General features: G+C 39.1%; 20 protein-coding genes. 11 read left to right on the top strand and 9 right to left on the bottom strand.

Annotated elements, in window-relative coordinates; genetic code table 11:
- Positions 1–169: 169 nt before the first annotated feature.
- A complete protein-coding gene (gene gndA / locus NKR74_RS22310) occupies positions 170–1,579 on the top strand; it encodes an NADP-dependent phosphogluconate dehydrogenase (protein ID WP_253630867.1) in 1,410 nt (469 codons plus the stop codon).
- A 219-nt stretch (positions 1,580–1,798) separates the two neighbouring features.
- Here gndA and NKR74_RS22305 read toward each other — a convergent pair whose 3' ends face one another.
- Both NKR74_RS22305 and zwf read right to left on the bottom strand, forming a co-directional pair.
- The gene (locus NKR74_RS22305) at positions 1,799–2,410 is read right to left on the bottom strand and encodes a cyclase family protein (RefSeq protein WP_253630866.1); all 612 of its coding nucleotides are present in this window, start codon (positions 2,408–2,410) and stop codon (positions 1,799–1,801) included.
- 28 nt (positions 2,411–2,438) lie between these two features.
- The gene (gene zwf / locus NKR74_RS22300; protein ID WP_253631200.1) at positions 2,439–3,914 is read right to left on the bottom strand and encodes a glucose-6-phosphate dehydrogenase; all 1,476 of its coding nucleotides are present in this window, start codon (positions 3,912–3,914) and stop codon (positions 2,439–2,441) included.
- A 400-nt stretch (positions 3,915–4,314) separates the two neighbouring features.
- On the opposite strand from zwf, the gene NKR74_RS22295 reads away from it, so the two are divergent.
- The 3 genes from NKR74_RS22295 to NKR74_RS22285 all read left to right on the top strand — a co-directional run bounded on the left by NKR74_RS22295 (position 4,315) and on the right by NKR74_RS22285 (position 5,432).
- On the top strand, positions 4,315–4,647 hold the full coding sequence (locus NKR74_RS22295) for a DUF1904 family protein (protein ID WP_098308497.1): 333 nt from the start codon (positions 4,315–4,317) through the stop codon (positions 4,645–4,647).
- 95 nt (positions 4,648–4,742) lie between these two features.
- A complete protein-coding gene (locus tag NKR74_RS22290) occupies positions 4,743–5,057 on the top strand; it encodes a heavy metal-binding domain-containing protein (RefSeq protein WP_098308370.1) in 315 nt (104 codons plus the stop codon).
- Positions 5,058–5,153: 96 nt separating this feature from the next.
- Positions 5,154–5,432 carry a nitroreductase family protein gene (locus tag NKR74_RS22285; protein WP_309247643.1) on the top strand — a complete coding sequence of 93 codons (279 nt, stop codon included), beginning with the start codon at positions 5,154–5,156 and terminating at the stop codon, positions 5,430–5,432.
- A gap of 58 nt (positions 5,433–5,490) precedes the next feature.
- Here the strand turns inward: NKR74_RS22285 and abc-f are convergent, their stop codons facing one another.
- The 4 genes from abc-f to NKR74_RS22265 form a co-directional block, all read right to left on the bottom strand.
- Positions 5,491–7,128 (bottom strand): ribosomal protection-like ABC-F family protein, encoded by a 1,638-nt coding sequence (gene abc-f / locus NKR74_RS22280; protein WP_253630865.1) that lies wholly within the window; start codon positions 7,126–7,128, stop codon positions 5,491–5,493.
- Positions 7,129–7,413: 285 nt separating this feature from the next.
- Positions 7,414–7,950 carry a flavodoxin family protein gene (locus NKR74_RS22275; protein ID WP_253630864.1) on the bottom strand — a complete coding sequence of 179 codons (537 nt, stop codon included), beginning with the start codon at positions 7,948–7,950 and terminating at the stop codon, positions 7,414–7,416.
- A 5-nt stretch (positions 7,951–7,955) separates the two neighbouring features.
- A complete protein-coding gene (locus NKR74_RS22270) occupies positions 7,956–8,324 on the bottom strand; it encodes a MerR family transcriptional regulator (RefSeq protein ID WP_253631199.1) in 369 nt (122 codons plus the stop codon).
- A 50-nt stretch (positions 8,325–8,374) separates the two neighbouring features.
- Positions 8,375–9,268: a LysR family transcriptional regulator gene (locus tag NKR74_RS22265; RefSeq protein ID WP_253631198.1), complete on the bottom strand. Its 894-nt coding sequence runs from the start codon at positions 9,266–9,268 to the stop codon at positions 8,375–8,377.
- A 443-nt stretch (positions 9,269–9,711) separates the two neighbouring features.
- Between NKR74_RS22265 and NKR74_RS22260 the strand changes: the two genes are divergently transcribed.
- A complete protein-coding gene (locus tag NKR74_RS22260) occupies positions 9,712–10,734 on the top strand; it encodes a YeiH family protein (protein WP_253630863.1) in 1,023 nt (340 codons plus the stop codon).
- Positions 10,735–11,044: 310 nt separating this feature from the next.
- Here NKR74_RS22260 and NKR74_RS22255 read toward each other — a convergent pair whose 3' ends face one another.
- Positions 11,045–11,485 carry a MerR family transcriptional regulator gene (locus tag NKR74_RS22255; RefSeq protein WP_098308380.1) on the bottom strand — a complete coding sequence of 147 codons (441 nt, stop codon included), beginning with the start codon at positions 11,483–11,485 and terminating at the stop codon, positions 11,045–11,047.
- 328 nt (positions 11,486–11,813) lie between these two features.
- On the opposite strand from NKR74_RS22255, the gene NKR74_RS22250 reads away from it, so the two are divergent.
- Positions 11,814–13,016: an MFS transporter gene (locus tag NKR74_RS22250; protein WP_098308382.1), complete on the top strand. Its 1,203-nt coding sequence runs from the start codon at positions 11,814–11,816 to the stop codon at positions 13,014–13,016.
- 233 nt (positions 13,017–13,249) lie between these two features.
- A complete protein-coding gene (locus NKR74_RS22245) occupies positions 13,250–13,468 on the top strand; it encodes a hypothetical protein (RefSeq protein WP_253630862.1) in 219 nt (72 codons plus the stop codon).
- A gap of 36 nt (positions 13,469–13,504) precedes the next feature.
- Here NKR74_RS22245 and NKR74_RS22240 read toward each other — a convergent pair whose 3' ends face one another.
- Together NKR74_RS22240 and bcaP are read right to left on the bottom strand one after the other, a co-directional pair.
- A complete protein-coding gene (locus tag NKR74_RS22240; RefSeq protein ID WP_098308387.1) occupies positions 13,505–13,906 on the bottom strand; it encodes an exosporium protein D in 402 nt (133 codons plus the stop codon).
- A 592-nt stretch (positions 13,907–14,498) separates the two neighbouring features.
- Positions 14,499–15,908, bottom strand: coding sequence for a branched-chain amino acid transporter BcaP (gene bcaP / locus NKR74_RS22235; RefSeq protein WP_098308389.1), 1,410 nt, complete (start codon positions 15,906–15,908; stop codon positions 14,499–14,501).
- A 271-nt stretch (positions 15,909–16,179) separates the two neighbouring features.
- Between bcaP and NKR74_RS24220 the strand changes: the two genes are divergently transcribed.
- The 4 genes from NKR74_RS24220 (at position 16,180) to NKR74_RS22220 (ending at position 21,808) form a co-directional block, all read left to right on the top strand.
- On the top strand, positions 16,180–16,320 hold the full coding sequence (locus NKR74_RS24220; protein ID WP_375337710.1) for a hypothetical protein: 141 nt from the start codon (positions 16,180–16,182) through the stop codon (positions 16,318–16,320).
- Positions 16,321–16,560: 240 nt separating this feature from the next.
- A complete protein-coding gene (uvrB, locus tag NKR74_RS22230; RefSeq protein ID WP_253630861.1) occupies positions 16,561–18,543 on the top strand; it encodes an excinuclease ABC subunit UvrB in 1,983 nt (660 codons plus the stop codon).
- A 5-nt stretch (positions 18,544–18,548) separates the two neighbouring features.
- On the top strand, positions 18,549–21,419 hold the full coding sequence (uvrA, locus tag NKR74_RS22225; protein ID WP_098308395.1) for an excinuclease ABC subunit UvrA: 2,871 nt from the start codon (positions 18,549–18,551) through the stop codon (positions 21,417–21,419).
- A gap of 56 nt (positions 21,420–21,475) precedes the next feature.
- Positions 21,476–21,808: a magnetosome magnetite crystal formation protein family gene (locus NKR74_RS22220; RefSeq protein WP_098308503.1), complete on the top strand. Its 333-nt coding sequence runs from the start codon at positions 21,476–21,478 to the stop codon at positions 21,806–21,808.
- Positions 21,809–21,864 lie beyond the last annotated feature (56 nt).

Below are 21,864 nucleotides of genomic sequence, written 5' to 3'. Positions count from 1 at the left end.
ACTCCAAAAAGAAAAAATCGGTGCCGTGTCCCTACAATCTGGCTTTGCACACATCTCTGCTGAACTCCATGTTAAAATTAACAAGCAGGATTACTTGATTAAAGTTTTACTTTAGGTTTATATACTATAGTATAGACAAAGTAACATACATAGAAAGGAACGATGAAATATGCCAAAGCAACAAATTGGAGTTGTTGGTGTGGGCGTTATGGGAAAAAGCCTTGCACTTAACTTTGAGAGTAAAGGGTATTCTGTTGCCCTATATGATATTTCAAAGGAAAAAGTAAATGAAATCATTGAGGAGAACAGTGGTAAAAACTTAGTTGGTACTCATATGGTTGAAGAGTTTGTTAACTCACTTGAATCACCTAGAAAGATTTTATTAATGGTTAATGCAGGGGAAATTACAGATAAGGCGATTGATTCGCTACTTCCTCACCTTGATAAAGGTGATATTTTAATTGACGGCGGCAATACATACTTTGGTGATACAATTCGCCGAAACAAACGTCTTGCCGAAGAAGGAATCAATTTCATTGGTGCAGGTGTGTCAGGCGGAGAAGAGGGCGCGTTGAAAGGGCCGTCCATTATGCCGGGCGGACAGAAAGATGCATATGAAAAAGTGAAAGATATGCTTGAAAATATCTCTGCGAAAGTAAATGGCGAGCCTTGCTGTTCTTATATCGGGCCTAATGGTGCAGGTCATTATGTAAAGATGGTTCACAATGGTATCGAGTATGGAGATATGCAATTAATTTGTGAAGCGTATTACTTCTTGAAACAAACACTTGATTTGACTGCAGAAGAGTTTCACGAAATATTTGCTGAATGGAATAAGGGTGAGCTTAACAGCTACTTGATCGAAATTACAGCAGATATTTTCACGAAGAAAGATGAAGAAACTGGAAAGCCATTAGTGGATGTTATTCTTGATACTGCGGGACAAAAGGGTACAGGGAAGTGGACAAGCCAAAGCGCGCTTGATTTAGGTATCTCCCTTCCTATTATCACGGAATCTGTATTCGCACGTTGTATTTCTGCTTTAAAAGAAGAGCGTGTGAACGCAAGCAAAGTATTATCTGGCCCTAAAGACAAACCAGCACTTGGAATTGAAAAAGCAGAATTAATCGAAGCAGTGCGCCAAGCTTTGTATATGAGTAAAATTTGTTCTTATGCGCAAGGGTTTACGCAATTAAAGGCAGCTTCTGAGGAATATGACTGGAACCTTGATTTCGGCAGCATTTCTATGCTTTGGAGAGGCGGATGTATTATTCGTGCAGCCTTCTTACAAAACATTAAAGAGGCTTATGAGAATAACACTGACTTACCGAACCTTTTACTTGATCCATACTTTAAAGAAATTGTGGAATCATATCAAGGCGGATTACGCAAAATAATTTCATTGGCTGTACAACAAGGTATAGCGGTACCTGCGTTTTCAGCAGCAATTTCTTACTATGACAGCTATCGTACTGCAACACTGCCTGCAAACTTGTTACAAGCACAGCGCGATTATTTTGGAGCACATACGTATAAACGCGTGGATAAAGAAGGTACATTCCATACAAAATGGATATAAAGTGAAACTTTAATCATTGGGGGGGCTTCATCCCCCAATGATTATTAGTTGAACCAATCGGGCTTTTACGGGCAGTTTATCTCCCGCCTAACTTCTGTGCTTTCACTGAGTTTTAATGTGGGAGTATTACTGCCCGTTAATGCGGGATAAAATAAAAGGTGGACCAAGATTGAAATCTTGGTCCACTTTTTTATCCCGCTATTTGCGGGCGGTTTCATTTTATTGAAATAATAACACACGTGCTGGTGCTGCATCTGTACCCATTAGTTTTAATGGAGCTGCGACCATAAAGTATGTTCCTGCTTCTACTTCTTTAAATGTTAATCCTTCGATTACAATAATATCGTGCGCAAATAGTGTTTTATGGGTTGGATGCCCTTCTTGTGCACGTTCAACACCTAACGCATCAATACCGACACCGCGAATGCCTTTTTCAGCAAGCAGCTTCGCGCCGCTTTCAGCTAAATAAATAAACTCAAAGTTAAATCCCTCATCAAAGGAGTTCTTTGTTTTAAATAAGACAAAGTCGCCTTTTTGAATATCGAAATCTTTCAGGTCTTCAGCAGTAATGCCGCCCTCAACATTTGTCAGGTCAAAAACCTTTGCTTCACCTACTAATTTCTCAATATCAAGCGTTTCAAATGTATCTCCGTCATTTATCATGTGCAAAGGCGCATCAATATGCGTTCCTGTATGAGCATCCATTTTTAATGTGGATTCTGTTACATGACCGTTTGTAACTTTGGAAAGTTGAGGCTGTTTTTCCGGCTTATTTTTATATACCGGCATTCCTTCGTAAATAGGTACTGTAATGTCATATACTTTTTTCATAAAAATTCCCCTTTCGCCTTTGCTATGATTAGATTGAGTAGTCACTATCATCTGAAATAGGCCACCAATGGAAGCCATTTTCCGCAAGTAGATCATCAGAAGCTTGAGGCCCCATTGATCCTGATTCGTAAGTAAGTAAATCGTTTGATACATCCTGTTTCCATGCTTTAGAAATAACATCAACAAATTTCCATGATAACGCTACTTCATCCCAGTGAGTAAAGTTTGTTGCATCGCCTTGAATTGCATCGTATAGGAGCTTCTCGTAAGCTTCTGGTGTATTTACTCCGTCTACGCAGTCATTACAGTAATCAAGTTTAAATGGTGTCGTCTTTTCAGAAGTACCGATTTTCTTACCATTTAAAACAAGAGAAATTCCCTCATCCGGCTGAATATGAATAATAAGCAGGTTCGGATGAACGCTATTTTCTGATTTAGAATATAAATTCATTGGCAATTCTTTAAACTGAATAACGATTTTTGTTGATTTTTCTTGCATGCGTTTACCTGTACGAATGTAGATCGGTACACCAGCCCAGCGGAAATTGTCTATTAATAATTTACCCGCCACAAATGTTTCCGTTCTTGAGTTTGGATCCACTTTATTTTCACTTCTGTACCCAGGAACTTCTTTTCCGTTGATTGCTCCTGGACCATACTGACTTCGCACAAAATATTCATCCACTTCTTCTACTGTTATTGGTCGAAGTGCACGTAATGCTTTAATTTTTTCGCTTCGGATTTCTTCTGTTGTTAAACGAATTGGCGGTTCCATTGCCAATAAAGCAACCATTTGTAATATATGGTTTTGTACCATGTCTCTTAAGGCACCGGAATGGTCATAGTACCCTCCGCGATCCTCTACACCTAAAGATTCACTGGATGTAATTTGAATATTAGAGATGTATCTATTATTCCATAATGATTCAAATATTGCGTTTGCAAAACGAATGACACCAATATTTTGAACCATTTCTTTTCCTAGATAATGGTCAATACGATAAATTTCATCTTCCGCAAATGCGTGACGAAGTTCCTCATTTAATTTTTGTGCGGATGGGAAGTCATGCCCGAAAGGCTTTTCAATAATCAATCGATTCCAACCGCTTGCGTTTGTCACACCTTCTGATTTTAAGTAAGAAGCGATTGTTCCGAAAAATTCAGGGGCCATTGCCATATAGAACATTCTGTTTCCTGGAATATTGAATTGTTCTTCTAGGTTAGTAAGTAATGCATTCAAATCTTGGTAGGAAGCAGTATTCGTAACATCAAACGCTAAGTATCGGAAATGAGTTAAAAATTCATCTAAATCATCGCCTGGTTTAATTTTTGACTCTTGAATAGAGGAAAGTACATTTTCACGAAATACATCATCACTCCATTCACGTCTTGCCACACCAACAACAGCAAAATTTTTAGAGAGCTGCCCTTTTTTATATAGGCTATAGATAGAAGGGAATAATTTTCTCTTCGCTAAATCTCCTGTTGCTCCAAATATAACCATAGTGCAATATGCATTGTCGTTCTTGTTCACTGGGTACCCTCACCTTTATTAATGTATATTGAATAGTATCTCAGAAGATTTTAACACAATTTGAAAGAAGTCTCCTACTTTTAAGTATGTGTAGGAAAGTAGGAATAAATCTTGTAAATTATTTTAAGGCGAAGGTTATAGAAAATCAAAAGAAAAGCACGAAACCATCACTACAATGTAATTTAGTTATTTTGAAGTTAGCAGAGGAGAGTAAGTACGGCGCAATAAGGAACAAATGAACCCTGCAATTGTAAGAGTTAAGACGGAAAAGAGGGCCAATTGGGGGTGCCGATAGATTCTGGTGCAGCGAAATAAATTGTGCTATGATGTGGATAAATATAGAATAAAGCCATTTAACGGAGGGATTCACTTGCCGCATATTGTATTTCGTGGAATTACTACTGAACAATTAAAGAGTATAAGTAAACCATTAGTAGAAGAGCTCGCAGAGATTTGCGAATGTGGTACAGATAATTTTACATTAGAACTACCAAATTCTACATTTGTATATAATGGAGAAGAAATAGAGGCTTTTCCTCTTATTGAGGTTAAATGGTTCGAACGTGGACAGGAAATTCGTGATCGATTTGCCGGGGCACTTACCACATATATAATGGATTTTGATCTTCCTGAAGTAGAGGTTGTATTTACGGTCTTCTCAGAACCAGCATATTATATTAACGGAAAACATTGTGCAGAATAAGGTTACTTAGGTTTTGGTGTGAATCTTAAAATTTATCCCGCTATTCGTGGGAACTGATTGAAACTTCACTTTATATACATAGGAGGACATATATTATGATCGTTACAACAACTTCTACTATTCAAGGAAAAGAAATTGAAGAGTATATTGATATCGTAAACGGAGAAGCAATTATGGGAGCTAATATTGTTCGTGATTTATTCGCTTCTGTTCGTGATGTTGTTGGTGGCCGTTCCGGTGCGTATGAAAGTAAGTTAAAAGAAGCACGTGATATTGCGATGGGCGAAATGAAAAATCTTGCAAAGCAAAAAGGCGCAAATGCAATTGTTGGTATCGATGTTGATTATGAAGTAGTTCGTGAAGGTATGTTAATGGTAGCTGTAAGCGGAACAGCGGTTAGAGTTCGATAAGGGAAGCAGCTGTGCGTACCCTATAATAATATGTGAACCCTTTCTCTATCAAGAGTAAGGGTTCTTTTTATGTAAATAAATTAAGATTGTTATCATATGGATCCGTTCATTGGAAAATTCTCTAACGAGCAAGCTACTCGTGTGGCGATGATTGATGGTGGTTTAGTAGCGATGCAGCTTATGTTAGCAGCAAAAGCAAAAGGCTTTGATACTGTGCCGATTGGCGGTTTTCATCCGCAGAAGTTTGTAGAAGCTTTTAACGTTCCAGAAAACCTTGAACCTGTCATGTTAATTTGTGTAGGTAAAGCAGTTAAGGCTGGTTTTGAAAAATTTCGTCTTCCGCTTGATGATGTGTTAACGCGGAATAAATTTTAATCATGTTTGATTTCAGATGAAAGAAAAAGGCAGTGTGATCTGCCTTTTTCTTTCATTTTTAGAGTAGGCGTGTTCTGCATTCTTGAATTTGACGTAGCAATTGCTCATATTCATTTTCAAGAAGAATAACATTATCATGACGTCCTGGCATTGAAATGCGCCCGATTACTTCTGTTAACTTTGTTTGTAAGCGCAACAGTTCCTGCTCTGCTGGATTGATAGAAGCTTGTTCTGTCCGCTTTGTATACTGTTCATAATTCCCTTGAAAGAGTCGTGGTGCTTCTTCATCTAGGTGTAAAATGTGATCAGCAATTTTATGAACAAAGGTGCGGTCGTGACTAATGAATAGAACAGTACCAGGATAATCTTGTAGCATTTGCTCTAGTTCTTCTTGAGTGGCGAGATCTAGATAGTTTGTCGGTTCATCAAGAAGGAGCATATTGTAGTCTCCTAAGAAAATTTTGACCAGCGCTACTTTCACGCGTTCGCCGCCGCTTAATACGTTCACTTGTTTATGAACATCCTCTCTTCGAAAGAGAAGACGTGCAAGAATCGTTCGTACAAATGATTCGTCATAACGTGTTTCTTCCATAACGTTTTGTAAAATGGTTTTGTCACTTTGCAGAATTGCTAATGTTTGTTCAAAGTAACCAATTTTACAGCTTTTCGAAAGTTGAATTCCTCGTTCATTTGCTTCAATCATATGAAATAGTGTTGTTTTTCCGCTCCCGTTTTTTCCGAGAATAGCAAGCTTTGCGCCCGGAGCCATACTTCCATTTATATTGTGAAAGAGGCTGCGGTTTCCAATCTTTCTCGTAACCTTATTAAACTGCACAACCGTTTTACTGTGAATCGGTGCGTGGTACTGTGCATCAAACTTTGCATGCACAATTTCTCTTGGCTTTTCTTTCTTTTCTAATTGCTCTAATTTCGTTTCTAATGCTTTGGCGGCTTTTTGGACGTTCCCCTGGCTGTAAGCGGCTCCTGATTTATATAGCTTAGATTCAGAAGAACTATAGCGAGTTGGGATTTTTGTCATACCGGCAGCTCGCTGTTGCCTGCTGGTGATTGCTGTTTCTAAGCGCTGTTTTTCTTTCGTATACTGTTCATATTCTGATTGTTGGCGCTGCCTTTGCTGTTCTTTTTGCTCGCGATAGTTTGTGTAATTTCCTTTATATTCACGAACAGAGCCATCTTCAATTTCGATAATCTTTGTGCAAATGGCGTCTAACAAGGAACGGTCATGGGAAATTAGAAGGATTGTTCCTTTATAAGATTGTAATGCTTTCTCTAGTTGTTCTGTGCCATACATATCGAGATGACTCGTTGGTTCATCAGCGAATAAGATAGATGCTTCTTGTTCAAGAGCATGAGCAATTTTTAAACGTTCGCGTTCGCCGCCGCTCATATTCGTTGTGACATGAGAAATTCCCCATTGTCCTTTTGAAAGAGAAGAAGCTGTTTCTAATGTCTCTTCATGGAACTGCGGAATGATAGCAATGGAACCGTAGTGGTCGATTGTTCCGCAATCAGGTTCTATTTCTTTACTTAATATTTGTAATAGCGTTGATTTCCCTGCACCGTTTACACCGACGATTCCAATACGGTCATGCGCCTGAATATCAAGTGCTTGTAATGTAAATAAAGTACGATCACCATAGCTTTTTTCAATGTTTCGTGCTGTTAAAATGGTCATAAAAAAACCTCCCTAGTTTCACTAGAGAGGATATACGTCACCCATAGTATGTAAAAAGGTATGCACAAAAAAACAGTACACGTATTTTTTACATGTTCATGTCAAAAGAAAGTTATCGACAAAAGGGCATACTAATCCTCTTCTAGTTTTCATCATTTCGTTTCACTATTTGTGATGGATGAATAAAAAAGAGAATTAGAACTTCATTGGCCGATGTACCTTCCTTTCATAAATTTACATTTATTGTATGTGTATGGAGGTGTATTTGTCAAATCATTCTGTTAATTATTTTTGCTTGAAAGTACGATTATATACTTTTACTTTTTCTATTGTTTCTTTATCATTCACGATTTCGCCTGGTGCGTTGGCAGCCCCAATCATATAACCTTCAAAAGAAGCTCCTACAAAGTCAAAAATATATTGAAACTGTGCAATAAGCGGGAGTGCCTTTAATTTTGGATTGTCACCGCCGACAATGACAACATACATTTTTTTCCCTTTCATACGTTCTTTGAAATGAAGTGATGCATCCCGCAAGCTTTGCGACCAGCGATCCACAAAGTTTTTCATATATCCGCTCATACCGTACCAATAAAGTGGTGTTGCAAAGACAATTGTATCATGCTCAAGCATACGCTGAATGATACCCTCGTAATCATCGTCGATAGGTTGAAAGCCTTCTGCATCATGACGCTGATCTGTAATTGGTTGGATTGTATGATTGCGTAAATATACTTCTTCAGCATGTAGTCCTTCTAGCATCATATGCGTTAATTGTTCTGTATTCCCGTTTGAACGTGAACTTCCGTGTAAAACGAACATATTTATCAATTCCTTTCTTTCCTTTGTTTCAACAGCGTAACGTGTTTTTGTAAGTTCGTTTGGATATGAGAAAGTAACGAAATCTGCTTTGTTACTTCAGCGAGCTTTTCTTCGTAAAGCGTAATGATACTGCTGCATGGATTATCATAAAAGTGTGGCTCTATTTCTAAACAGCGCAGCATTTTGTGTGTTTCTTCTAAGTTTAGACCTAGCTGCAAATACATTTGAATGAGCTCTACTTTTTCAATCATAGCTTCATCAAAATCACGATAGCCATTTGTGAGCCGTTTTGAAATAAGCAAGCCTTTTTCCTCATAATGCCGTAGGGAGCGTTCACTTACGCCTGTATGTTTAGATAATTCTCCGATGCGCAAAACCATCACTCCTTCTCTCCTTATTCTAAACCTTCACATTAGTGTAAAGGTCAACTATGTTTATCCGCAAAGGTTTGCACATGATCTAAGAATACTTGAATCGCTTTGGAAGGAATGAAATATTTTCCTCGTACAATGGAAAAAGGGCGTATGAGTTTTTCGTTTGGGACAGGTATATGACATACTTCGCCAGCTTGCAGTTCTTTACGTACCGTCCAATCTGATAGAATCGCAATTCCGAGTCCGGCAGCAACGGCTTCCTTTACACTTTGAATGCTGCTAAATGTGAAGTAACGCTTCATTTTTAGATGATGGTCATGGATGAAGCGGTCGCTGTAAGCTCGCGTTCCTGAACCGGTTTCGCGGAGCACCCATATTTGATCTTGCAGTATGTTTGTATCAATCGGACTTGTCATTGTAAGAGGATGATTTGGTGGAACGACAAGCTTCATTTCATCCTCCATAAATGATTCTACGTCTACATCTGTGTATATCACTTGCCCTTCTACTAAGCCAATATCTAGTTGATTCGAGCGAACTCCCTGTAAGACCTCTTCTGTATTCGAGATAAAGGTATGAACTTCAACGCGCGGATGTTCCTTCGCGTAGTTTGCTAATATCTTGGGAAGAAGATATTCTCCGATTGTAAAACTAGCGCCAATGCGCAGTGTCCCCGTAACGATATTATGCAGGTCATGGATTTCTTGTTTTGCTTCTTCGTATAGAGTAAGCATTTGTTTTGCATGTATGTATAAAATGTTCCCAGCTTCTGTGACTTGCACATGTTTTGGTGAACGCTGAATGAGCGTTGTACCAAACTCATTTTCTAAATTACGGATGTGCATGCTTACCCCTGGCTGTGAAAGATTCAACATTTCGGCAGCTCTTGAAAAGTGTTTTTGCTCTACGACTGTTACAAAAATTTTTAAAATGTCGGTGTTTATGAGACTCATTCCTTTCGGTGAATAAAATAGTCGGCTCCGCTTTTCTTATTATCCAGCTCCAGCGGCAAGAGTGGTCGGTGGCTTTGCTTCTTCCGCCGAGGTAAAGAGCACCTCTTTGTCAGAAACTCCATCCCTCTCCCATTCTGAACGAGCCGCTTCCGTTTATCGTTATATCCCGCATTAACGGGCAGTAAAACCCACACCTCAAGATTCAGAGAGAAGCGAGGAAGATAGGTGTGGGATAACTGCCCGTAAAAGCCCGATTGGTTCAACTAACCATCAGTGATAAAAATCGTTCACTGATGGAAGTTTCACTTTATTTTATCATAAGTTTTCTTGATGATTGAGATATCATATTAGTATTAAACTTATGATTAAAATACTCTTATAATGAAAGTAGAACGAACATGCATGTTATAAGATGATTATTGGAGTGGTATAAAATGGAACAAATGTTAGAGTTACAAAAGGAGAAGCGTTTTGGATTTGCGCAAGGTATTGGGATTACGTTACTTATTGCTATTGTTGCAAGATATTTGGCGCAGCTTCCATTTTTAAGTATTATGGGCCAATTAGTGATTGCTATTCTAATTGGAATGGTATGGAGAGCGGCAATTGGTGTACCAAGTCAAGCGATCGCAGGAACGAATTTTGCGAGTAAAAAACTACTACGTCTAGGGATTATATTACTCGGTATGCGGTTAAATTTAGTTGATATTGTGAAGGCGGGCCCGAAGGTATTGGTTATGGCGGCAATTGTCATTACGTTTACACTTATTGTTGTATATGCATTAACACGTGTTTATAAAGTGGAGAAGAAGCTTGGCATGTTAACAGCATGCGGAACAGCGATTTGCGGAGCAGCAGCAGTTATTGCGATTGGACCACAAGTAAAAGCAAAGGACGAAGAAGTAGCGGTTAGTGCAGCGATCGTTGCGATTTTAGGAACTATTTTCACATTAGCATATACGCTACTATATCCTGTACTTCATTTGTCTCCGTATGAATATGGTGTTTTTTCGGGTGCAACATTGCATGAAATTGCTCATGTAATTGCAGCAGCAGCACCTGGTGGAAGCGAGTCGGTGGATGTTGCGGTAATTATGAAGTTAACGCGCGTTGCCTTTCTTGTACCTGTGGCAATTTTAATTGGCATATGGTTTCAGCGCGGAGAAGAATCGGGGGAAAAGAAATCTTGGCGTGATGTTCCGATTCCGTGGTTTATTTTTGGCTTCTTAGCAGTTAGTGCGTTTCATTCATTAGGAATTGTACCTGAAAAAATTGCAAGCGATATTGTTGTTGTTTCTTACATGCTTATGGCTATGGCAATGGCTGGGCTTGGTTTAAATGTAGAATTTAAGACATTTCGTAAACTAGGAACAAAAGCATTTGTTGCAGGATTGATTGGATCGGTATTGCTTTCTGTTCTTGGATATATACTCGTAAAGGTATTACATTTTGCGTAGAAGACCGAGGATTATGATACGATCAAATGGAGTTTGGAATAGATAAAAAAAACTGCTGAACGTTATGGTTCGGCAGTTTTTTTATAAATCCGTATTCTTAGAATATGTATCTAGCAATCAAATAGGCTTGATAGGGCTTTTTCCCATCGCCATCAAGTTAAGAAATTCATTGTTCCCCAAAACGAAGAAAATGAGCTGAATTCTCGTAGACAACTGTGGAGGGATAAAATTTTTGTTTTGGAGGTACTTCAAAATATTAGCTTGGTGGGCAGGGGTATTTAATTACTTTACCTTGATGGAGATGTGTTTCCTATTGCCCAGATTCTTCTTCCTCAAATCGAACCAACGCTGCTTTCGCACGGTCCCTAAGTGAGACTAAATCTTCTTCGACCTTTAAGAGGTTTTTCTTTTTTTGTTCGATGAAGTTCAGCTGCTCTTCGATAGTATTTACTACTTTTCTTAACTTTTCTGTTTGTTCACTTGTGCCTTTTACTTGCCTGTAATCCGCTTTGTGAAGCTCTAACGTGTCGCTGAGCGCGATGAATTGCTGAAGCTCTTGAAGGGAAAAGCCCATTACTTCTTTGGCATTTGTGATTTTTTTCAGGAAGTCAATATGTTCCTGGGAATATAATCTTATGCCTCCTTCACTTCGCGGGGGAGCAGGCAGCAGTCCGATTTGTTCGTAATATCTGATGGTTCGTTTCGTTAAACCGCTTTGTTTCGCTACGTCATCTATTTTTATTCCGTCCATCATTCCGCTCCTATATTTCTTTATTTTTACTATTACACTAACAGGATGGAGCTTTTTAGCTCAAGAATATTATACTACAACCAGAGCTTTTCAGAAAAAACAAGCAGTTTACGCTAACGAAGAAGAGGAAGTTATTAATAAAATCATTCTTTTGTCCACTTTAATTAACGTTGACGTCAAGGTTAGAAAGTTTTATACTAATATTTGTAACGAAATTGCAATCATAGCTTTTTCAATATAAAGGGGATGGATAAGAGATATCAATCAGAGACCCGTAAACGGTAGGTTGAACTCGCCCCAAAACTATATATAAAGGAGTTTGGAATGGATGAATTCAAATCAATCATATTCACTTAGTGCCCAAAACCAATCGGCCAAACAGCCGCTTGTCGTTTGGGTTATCTTTTTTGCCTCAATCATTTCTTTCATGGGCTTAGGACTTGTCGATCCTATTTTACCTGCGATTGCAGAACAACTTCATGCAACCCCAAGCCAGGTTTCCTTACTATTTTCAAGTTATAACTTGATTACTGGGATTGCGATGCTGATCACCGGCGTTGTCTCCAGCAGGATTGGCATTAAATGGACTTTATTGACCGGTATTCTATTTATCATCGTCTTTTCGGCACTGGCGGGTTCTTCAGACGGCATATGGCAAATTGTCGCTTTCCGCGGTGGATGGGGACTTGGTAACTCATTGTTTATTGCCACAGCGTTGTCTGCGATAGTAAGTTTATCTGTAGGCGGAACCACCAAAGCAATCATTTTGTATGAAGCAGCCATCGGGCTTGGTATTTCCGTAGGCCCGCTGCTTGGCGGAGAATTAGGCTCTATTTCTTGGCGCGGCCCGTTCTACGGGGTAAGCGTGCTAATGATCATCGCTTTTTTTGCTCTTTTATTAAAAATGCCTCAGGTTGCAAAGCCGAAAGTAAAAAGCTCTATCCTTGATCCGATCAAAGCATTGAAATTCCCTGGATTATTAAGACTTGGGATTACAGCATTCCTTTATAACATCGGATTTTTCACGTTAATGGCATATGCTCCATTCGTCATGGGATTGGATGAGCATGGATTGGGATATGTGTTCCTTGGATGGGGAATTTGTCTCGCTATCACATCCGTCTTTGTTGCTCCGAAGCTTCAAGCCAGATTTGGAACGATTAAATCAATGTGCGCGATGTTAACCTTGTTTGCATTAACTCTTTTGGCAATGGGAATTTGGACAGAATCAAGAACAGTTATTATTGTTTCTGTTATCATCGCAGGCCTATTCTTGGGAACGAATAACACTTTGATCACTACAGCGGTTATGCAAGTTGCGCCAGTAGAGCGCGCTACGGCCTCCGCAGCATACAGCTTCGTCCGTTTCATCGGCGGAGCGATCGGGCCTTGGCTGGCAAATAAGCTTGCTGAAACGTATACTCCACATGTTCCTTTCGTAATTGGCGCTGTATTTGTATTCTTGGCCATGCTGGTCGTTGCTTTTGGACGGAAACACATTGCACATGTAGATCAAGTTAGCGGCCACTAAAAAAGCACATGCTCTCAAGCCATGCACAGCCGCGGATCAGTGTACACAGGCAACTATATATGAGAGGACGCAACGAATAGTTGGATTAATGGGTATTATGTAGACGGAAATGGTGTTTGAAGCAATAAATAATTAGTTATTGAAAAACTGCTGAGGCTTTGTGCTTTAGCGGTTTTTTTATTTTGAATGAGATGTTAAAAATTTCTTGAAGCTATTTCATTGGGGGATTCACTTTGTTTTATTTGCTGGTACGCACATTGTATTTTTTTTTGTATGGATTGGTGCCGCTTGAAAATATAGCTAGTTTTGATGCAGATGTATTTTTAAATGAAATCGCGAATCGTGTGAGTAAAGTGTGGAGAATTGTTTTTTTTGTAGATACGCTTATTACTCTCTCTTATGTTATTTTCCCAAAAAAGAAAAAGAAAGAGAAAGAGATGTTGCCGCGCTAGGATAACATCTCTTTCTCTTTCCGTTCTCTTTATTTCTCACGGCAGATACAGATCAATTTTTTTGATGAATACATGTAATCCACCTTGAGTAGAGTCAAGATTTGAGACACTCAAGCTCTTAAAGTTTTCTACTTGAAATATTCTTGTACTTTCTGTAATTATAGCGGTAATAGGATTACAGGGGCTTTTTAATATAATGGTTACCGTCAAAGGTAAAGGATCTCCACCTTTTAATGAGACAGAATTCAACTGAAGTAATGTTTTATTCTGATTATCAGTAAAATCTTGAAAAACAGGTTGATGGCTAGTGCCTCCTGGTATGAGAACTAGTACTGGGGAATTTGTTGATCCAATTGTATGATTTCCAAAAAAACAGTTATGAGTATTTGATTTATCTTTAAGACATTCCTCATCAGATTTGTCATGATGATCAGGCATATTGATGTTAAACCTCTTTTCTTTATTTTTGATACATTGTATTCCATAAGTAGAAAACACGTGTGGACAATGCGTGACGAGCTAGCTGTTCATTCAAGTTGAAAACATCTTGTTTGAGCTACGTGAATTTGGTGTATGTCAATATATAAAAAAGCTGCTGCCCTTAATGGACAACAGCTTTTTTGTTACCTCGTATTATCGGATAGTAAAACCCCTGAGGGAAGTTTCACTTTATCCCGCTCTAACAAGCAGTAAGAAAAGATGGGAGTGCAAGAAGAGGAACTGCTTGTAAGAGCCCGATTGGTTCAACTAACCTTCTGGGAAAAAAACGCTCCTAGAAGTAAGTTTCACTTTATCCCGCCCAAACAGCCGGTAAGAAGTTAGGCAAGGAAGAGAAGCAAACCGTCTGTAAGGGCCCGATTGGTTCAACTAACCTTCTGGGAAAAAAACGCTCCTAGAAGTAAGTTTCACTTTATCCCGCCCAAACAGCCGGTAAGAAGTTAGGCAAGGAAGAGAAGTAAACCGTCTGTAAGGGCCCGATTGGTTCAACTAACCATTCGGAGGAAAAGCATCTCCGAATGGAAGTTTCACTTTATGCGGCGTCGTCTTTTTGTTCGTTTCTCAAAGTACTGTTTTTATATCCGTAGCTGAAATATACAATTAAACCGATAACTAACCAAACGCCAAAGCCAATCCATGTTGTTACTGGAAGCTGTAATGTTAGGTATCCGCAGAATAGAATTGCTAATATTGGAACCCATGGTACGAATGGTACTTTAAAGGCACGCGGCAAGTCTGGCTGTTTTTTGCGTAAGATGATAACGCCAATTGATACAACGATGAATGCGAATAATGTACCGATGTTTGTTAGTTCTGCTAGCTTGCTTAATGGAACGAAGCCAGCAAAGAAAGCAACCATAGCTGCTGTAATCCAGCTATTCATAACAGGTGTTTGCGTTTTTGGGCTTACACGAGAAAGTGCTTTTGGCAGTAAGCCATCGCGGCTCATTGCATAAAATAAACGTGTTTGTCCATATAACATAACGAGTAACACTGTTGTAATCCCAGCAATTGCTCCTAAAGAGACAAGGCCGGCAACCCAATCTTGATGAATATATTGCAGTGCAAATGCTACAGGGTTCTTTACATCTAACTGACTGTAGGGAACGATTCCTGTTAATATTAATGAAACAACGATATATAAGATTGTACAGATTGCTAAGGAAGCGATAATACCAATTGGCATGTTACGCTGTGGATTTTTTACTTCTTCAGCAGCTGTTGATACAGCATCAAATCCAATATAAGCAAAGAATACAGTTGCAGCTCCAGTTGTTACGCCAGAGAAGCCAAATGGCATAAATGGTGTCCAGTTTTCAGGTTTTACATAGAAAGCACCAACACCGATGAATAGAAGAACAACAAATAATTTGATAGCTACCATAATAGCGTTAAAACGAGCTGATTTTTTTGCGCCTCTTGTTAATAACAATGTCATGATGAAAATAATGCAAATTGCCGGTACGTCTACATATGTTCCAGCCGCAGGGTTGTAAGCACTTGTTAAAGCATGCGGCAGTTTAATGCCAAATCCAGCTAATAATCCTTGGAAATATCCTGACCAACCAGATGCAACGGCTGAAGATGCCAATCCGTATTCTAGAATTAAATCCCATCCTAAAATCCAAGCGATTATTTCTCCAAATGTTGCATAGCTGTAAGTGTATGCACTACCTGATACTGGTACAGTTGAAGCGAATTCGGAATAACATAGTGCCGCGAATACGCAGGCTAAACCTGATAAAATAAACGATAAAATAAGTGCTGGTCCTGCATGTTCGGCTGCGGCAACGCCGGTAAGAACGAAAATACCTGTTCCGATAATGGCGCCGACTCCTAACATTGTTAAATCAAATGCCCCTAAATCCTTTTTTAAAGAAGCTCCTTTCTGCTGCGATTGTGCTAACATTGCGGAAATCGATTTTTTTCGAAATAGATCCATATAAATCCCTCACCCTCATAGTTGTTATAATATTCTGAACATTAAGATCAAGTTGTCGTATAATGTCGAATCTTTAAACGTATTGTAATATGAAAAATGGGCACTGTAAATATAAAATTTTTAGAAAATTATACCTATACAAAAAACGATGGACTTCTTGTCGATATTTGTATAGGTGTTTTTATTGCTACGCTAAATTTCATTTTGGATGGTAGTATTAAGCGAAACTTCCATCAGTGGGGGTCTTATTGCCCGTTAATAAGGAGATCCGATTTTTCAAACATTAGATTATGATGGAATCAATATAAACTATCTTTTTGATGATTCCAACGATAAATTTGGAGGAAGTCATAAAGGAAAAAAAGTGATGTGTGTAAAGGGATCATGGAAGAAAAAAGCGGTGAAGACGTAAGCTGTAGACTAAGTGAATGTAAAGGAAATCATGAGTATATCAGTTATTTTTTGCTGAAGGTACCTCATGAATAACCATGGGCAGATGCTTAGTAAATAAGCCTTTTTTTTGTTATTACATATTAGATTTGTAGAAACGCTGTCGAATTGTTTATCGAATGCTTGTTCGTTTTTTTGGTTTTTTTATGAGCATTCGTGGTAAAATGAGAATACAGATTTTTTACGAGGAGGGCGGATTTATTTGGAACATCAATTTGAAATTGTCTCAGAATATTCCCCGCAAGGTGACCAGCCAAGAGCGATAGAGCAGCTGGTAGCTGGGATTAAAAATGGTAAGAAACATCAAGTGTTGCTTGGAGCGACAGGAACGGGTAAGACATTTACGATTTCAAATGTCATTAAAGAAGTGAAGAAGCCAACACTTGTAATGGCTCATAATAAAACGTTAGCAGGACAGCTATACAGTGAGTTGAAAGATTTCTTTCCGAACAATGCGGTTGAATATTTTGTTAGTTACTACGACTATTATCAACCGGAAGCGTATGTACCACAAACCGATACGTTTATTGAAAAAGACGCACAAATTAATGATGAGATTGATAAATTGCGTCACTCAGCGACATCGGCTTTATTTGAACGAGATGATGTCATTATTGTAGCGAGTGTGTCTTGTATTTACGGTTTAGGTTCTCCAGAAGAATATAGTGAGCTTGTTGTCTCTTTACGTGTTGGTATGGAGAAGGAACGCAATCAATTGCTTCGTGAACTTGTTGATGTGCAGTACGGCCGTAATGATATTGACTTCCAGCGTGGAACGTTTCGCGTGCGCGGGGATGTAGTTGAGATTTTTCCAGCATCCCTTGATGAACATTGTATTCGGATTGAGTTTTTTGGCGATGAGATTGATCGTATTCGAGAAGTGAATGCATTAACAGGTGAAGTATTAGCAGAACGTGAGCATGTGGCAATCTTCCCGGCATCTCACTTCGTTACACGCGAAGAAAAAATGAAAGTTGCCATTGAAAATATTGAAAAAGAATTAGAAGAACGTTTAAAGGAATTAAATGATAACGGTAAATTATTAGAAGCGCAGCGGATAGAGCAGCGGACACGTTACGATTTAGAAATGATGCGTGAGATGGGCTTTTGTTCAGGGATTGAGAACTACTCCCGTCATTTGACGCTCCGTCCAGCTGGTTCAACACCATATACATTATTAGATTATTTTCCTAAAGATTTTCTTATCGTGATGGATGAGTCGCATGTATCAGTGCCGCAAGTAAGAGCGATGTACAACGGAGATAAAGCGCGGAAACAAGTGCTTGTCGATCATGGATTCCGTCTGCCATCAGCGCTAGATAACAGACCGCTTATGTTTGAAGAGTTTGAAGAGAAAACGAATCAAGTTGTGTACGTATCAGCAACGCCGGGGCCGTATGAACTAGAACATGCACCGGAAGTTGTGGAGCAAATTATTCGTCCAACTGGGCTTTTAGATCCGCAAATTGATGTGCGTCCAATCGAAGGACAAATTGATGATTTATTAGGAGAAATTCACGATCGAATTGCAAAAAATGAGCGCGTTTTAATTACAACATTAACAAAGAAAATGTCAGAGGATTTAACTGATTACTTGAAGGATGTTGGTATTAAAGTAAATTATTTGCATTCTGAAATTAAAACATTAGAACGGATTGAGATTATTCGCGATCTTCGTCTAGGAAAGTTTGATGTGCTTATTGGTATTAACTTACTTCGTGAAGGACTCGATATTCCAGAAGTGTCGCTTGTAGCAATATTAGATGCAGATAAAGAAGGATTCCTTCGTTCAGAGCGCTCGCTTATTCAAACGATTGGCCGGGCAGCGCGTAATGCAAATGGTCATGTTGTGATGTATGCAGACCGAATTACAAAATCGATGGAAATCGCAATCAATGAAACGAAGCGTCGTCGTCAAATTCAAGAAGCATACAATGAAAAACATGGGATTACACCAAAAACAATTCAAAAAGAGGTGCGCGATGTTATTCGTGCAACGATGGCTGCGGAAGATACAGAAACGTATGAGACAGCACCACTAACTTCTAAGAAAATGACGAAAAAAGAACGAGAAAATGTTATTGCAAAAATGGAAGCGGAAATGAAAGAAGCTGCAAAAGCGCTTGATTTTGAACGGGCAGCTGAGCTTCGTGATTTATTACTAGAACTAAAAGCAGAAGGGTGAAGGCGATGAGTAAAGATTTTATCGTTGTAAAGGGTGCGAGAGCCCACAATTTAAAAAATATTGATGTCACCATTCCGAGAAATCAACTTGTTGTTGTAACAGGGTTATCTGGTTCAGGGAAATCGTCGTTAGCATTTGATACGATTTATGCGGAAGGACAGCGCCGTTATGTAGAATCACTATCGGCGTATGCACGTCAATTTTTAGGGCAAATGGATAAACCAGATGTGGATGCAATTGAAGGATTGTCTCCGGCTATTTCAATTGATCAAAAAACGACGAGCCGCAATCCGCGTTCAACAGTTGGAACGGTGACAGAGATTTACGATTATTTACGTTTATTATTTGCGCGTATCGGAACACCAATTTGTCCAAATCACGGCATTGAGATTACATCGCAAACAGTTGAGCAAATGGTAGATCGTATTTTAGAATATCCAGAGCGTACGAAGCTGCAAGTGCTTGCACCGATTGTATCAGGCCGTAAAGGTGCACATGTAAAGGTGTTAGAAGATATTAAAAAGCAGGGGTACGTCCGCGTTCGCGTTGACGGGGAAATGCTTGATGTATCGGAAGAAATTACGTTAGATAAAAATAAAAAGCATTCGATTGAAGTTGTAATTGACCGTATTGTTGTGAAAGAAGGAATTGCAAGCCGTCTTGCTGATTCATTAGAAACGGCTTTGAAGCTTGGTGAAGGTCGCGTTTTAATTGATGTAATCGGAGAAGAAGAGTTGCTGTTTAGCGAGCATCATGCTTGTCCGCATTGCGGATTTTCTATTGGTGAACTTGAGCCGCGCATGTTTTCTTTTAACAGTCCGTTCGGTGCTTGTCCGTCTTGTGACGGTCTTGGTGCGAAGTTAGAGGTAGATCTTGATTTAGTGATTCCCAACTGGGATTTATCATTAAACGATCATGCGATTGCACCTTGGGAACCGACAAGTTCACAATATTATCCGCAATTGTTGCAGTCTGTTTGTAACCATTACGGCATTGATATGGATGTACCGGTAAAAGATATTCCGAAACATTTATTTGAGAAGGTGTTATACGGAAGCGGAGATGAAAAAGTATATTTCCGCTATGTGAACGACTTTGGCCAAGTAAAGGAAAGCGATATTATTTTTGAAGGTGTAATTCCTAACATTGAGCGCCGTTACCGAGAAACAAGCTCCGATTATATTCGTGAGCAAATGGAAAAATACATGGCAGAGCAAGCTTGTCCAAAATGTAAAGGCGGTCGTTTAAAACCAGAAAGTTTAGCTGTTTTTGTAGGTGAGAAAACGATTGCGGAAGTAACGCAGTTTTCTGTTAAGGAAGCACATGATTTCTTTACCGATATTGAATTAACAGAAAAGCAACAAAGTATTGCCAATCTTATTTTGCGTGAAATTAAAGAGCGTCTTAGCTTCTTAGTTAACGTAGGACTCGATTATTTAACACTTAGCCGTGCAGCTGGAACATTATCAGGCGGAGAAGCGCAGCGTATTCGCTTAGCGACGCAAATTGGATCGCGGTTAACGGGTGTATTATATATTCTTGATGAACCTTCTATCGGTTTGCATCAACGTGACAATGACCGCTTAATTCAAACGCTGCAAAATATGCGTGATTTAGGAAATACGCTTATTGTTGTTGAACACGATGAAGATACGATGATGGCTGCAGACTATTTATTAGATATTGGTCCTGGTGCAGGTATTCACGGCGGGCAAGTCGTTTCAGCCGGTACGCCGCAAGAAGTGATGCATGATGACAATTCCTTAACAGGACAATATTTATCAGGCAAAAAGTTCATTCCAGTTCCGCTAGAGCGCCGCAAAGGTGATGGCCGTAAAATTGAGGTCATTGGAGCGAAGGAAAATAATTTAAAAAATGCGAAGATGTCATTCCCGCTTGGTACATTTGTTGCTGTGACGGGTGTATCAGGTTCAGGGAAAAGTACATTAATTAATGAAGTGCTATATAAAGCAGTTGCTCAAAAATTATATAAATCGAAAAGTAAGCCTGGTGTGCATAAAGAAATTAAGGGTCTTGAGCATTTAGATAAAGTGATTGATATTGATCAATCACCAATTGGGCGTACACCGCGTTCAAACCCAGCGACATATACAGGTGTGTTTGATGATATCCGTGATGTGTTTGCACGAACGAATGAAGCGAAAGTGCGCGGTTATCAAAAAGGGCGCTTCAGCTTTAATGTGAAAGGTGGCCGCTGTGAAGCGTGCCGCGGCGATGGAATAATTAAAATTGAAATGCACTTCTTACCAGATGTATATGTTCCGTGTGAAGTTTGTCACGGAAAACGTTATAATCGTGAAACATTAGAAGTAAAATATAAAGATAAAAATATTTCTGAAGTATTAGAGATGACAATTGAAGATGGAGTAGAGTTCTTTGCGAATATCCCCAAAATTAAACGTAAGCTCCAAACGCTTGTGGATGTAGGACTCGATTACATGAAGCTCGGTCAACCAGCGACGACGTTATCGGGCGGAGAAGCGCAGCGCGTGAAGCTAGCATCTGAGCTGCATCGCCGTTCAACAGGACGAACGTTATACATTTTAGATGAACCGACAACTGGTCTTCATGCACATGACATTGCCCGTCTATTAAAGGTGCTTCAGCGTCTTGTTGATAATGGTGAAACAGTGCTTGTGATTGAACATAATTTAGATGTTATTAAAACGGCAGACTACCTTATTGATCTTGGACCTGAAGGCGGCGATAAAGGCGGACAAATCGTTGCAACAGGTACGCCGGAGCAGGTTGTGAAAGAAGAGCGTTCTTACACAGGCAAGTATTTAAAAAGTGTTTTAGATCGTGATAAAGCACGCATGAAAGAAAAAGTAGAAGAAGTAGAATTAACACAGTAAAACAAACATCTAATAAGGAAGTATTACTTCTTTATTAGATGTTTTCTGCTATATCCATGAAAAAGGGAGTGGATTTTGTGGATTCTACGCAAAAAATTTTAGCTTCATGCTGCTATTTCAGTATTTTTTTTGCCCCGTTATTGTTTCCAATTATCGTGTATTTTGTTGTTCCTCATGAAGATGTGAAATCTCATGCAAAGAAAGCTTTCATTTCACATTTACTACCATTTTTTTGTTTATTTCTCGTGTTTTTATTTGTATTTGTTATGAACACACCAGAACAAATTGGTGTACTCGTACTTGTAGCTATGTTGTTATTTGGTCTTGTGAATCTTGTTATTTTTATATGGAATATTGTGAAAGGTGTACAGGTGCTTGCGAATGAGTAAATGATCCCGCTACTTTTGGGCAACTCAAGATTCGGAGAAAAAGCATCTCCGAAAGG

It is taken from the genome of Bacillus sp. 3103sda1, assembly GCF_024159135.1.
GTDB classification, from domain to species: domain Bacteria; phylum Bacillota; class Bacilli; order Bacillales; family Bacillaceae_G; genus Bacillus_A; species Bacillus_A rhizoplanae.
This window is presented reverse-complemented; position numbering and strand designations above follow the sequence as displayed.

What these genes read in the sequence shown, in the direction of transcription:
- gndA (WP_253630867.1), top strand. Translation starts at nt 170, where the DNA reads ATGCCAAAGCAACAAATTGGAGTTGTTGGTGTGGGCGTTATGGGAAAA.
- NKR74_RS22305 (WP_253630866.1), bottom strand. Translation starts at nt 2,410, where the DNA reads ATGAAAAAAGTATATGACATTACAGTACCTATTTACGAAGGAATGCCG.
- zwf (WP_253631200.1), bottom strand. Translation starts at nt 3,914, where the DNA reads ATGGTTATATTTGGAGCAACAGGAGATTTAGCGAAGAGAAAATTATTC.
- NKR74_RS22290 (WP_098308370.1), top strand. Translation starts at nt 4,743, where the DNA reads ATGATCGTTACAACAACTTCTACTATTCAAGGAAAAGAAATTGAAGAG.
- NKR74_RS22285 (WP_309247643.1), top strand. Translation starts at nt 5,154, where the DNA reads ATGGATCCGTTCATTGGAAAATTCTCTAACGAGCAAGCTACTCGTGTG.
- abc-f (WP_253630865.1), bottom strand. Translation starts at nt 7,128, where the DNA reads ATGACCATTTTAACAGCACGAAACATTGAAAAAAGCTATGGTGATCGT.
- NKR74_RS22275 (WP_253630864.1), bottom strand. Translation starts at nt 7,950, where the DNA reads ATGTTCGTTTTACACGGAAGTTCACGTTCAAACGGGAATACAGAACAA.
- NKR74_RS22260 (WP_253630863.1), top strand. Translation starts at nt 9,712, where the DNA reads ATGGAACAAATGTTAGAGTTACAAAAGGAGAAGCGTTTTGGATTTGCG.
- NKR74_RS22255 (WP_098308380.1), bottom strand. Translation starts at nt 11,485, where the DNA reads ATGGACGGAATAAAAATAGATGACGTAGCGAAACAAAGCGGTTTAACG.
- NKR74_RS22250 (WP_098308382.1), top strand. Translation starts at nt 11,814, where the DNA reads ATGAATTCAAATCAATCATATTCACTTAGTGCCCAAAACCAATCGGCC.
- NKR74_RS22240 (WP_098308387.1), bottom strand. Translation starts at nt 13,906, where the DNA reads ATGCCTGATCATCATGACAAATCTGATGAGGAATGTCTTAAAGATAAA.
- bcaP (WP_098308389.1), bottom strand. Translation starts at nt 15,908, where the DNA reads ATGGATCTATTTCGAAAAAAATCGATTTCCGCAATGTTAGCACAATCG.
- uvrA (WP_098308395.1), top strand. Translation starts at nt 18,549, where the DNA reads ATGAGTAAAGATTTTATCGTTGTAAAGGGTGCGAGAGCCCACAATTTA.
- NKR74_RS22220 (WP_098308503.1), top strand. Translation starts at nt 21,476, where the DNA reads ATGAAAAAGGGAGTGGATTTTGTGGATTCTACGCAAAAAATTTTAGCT.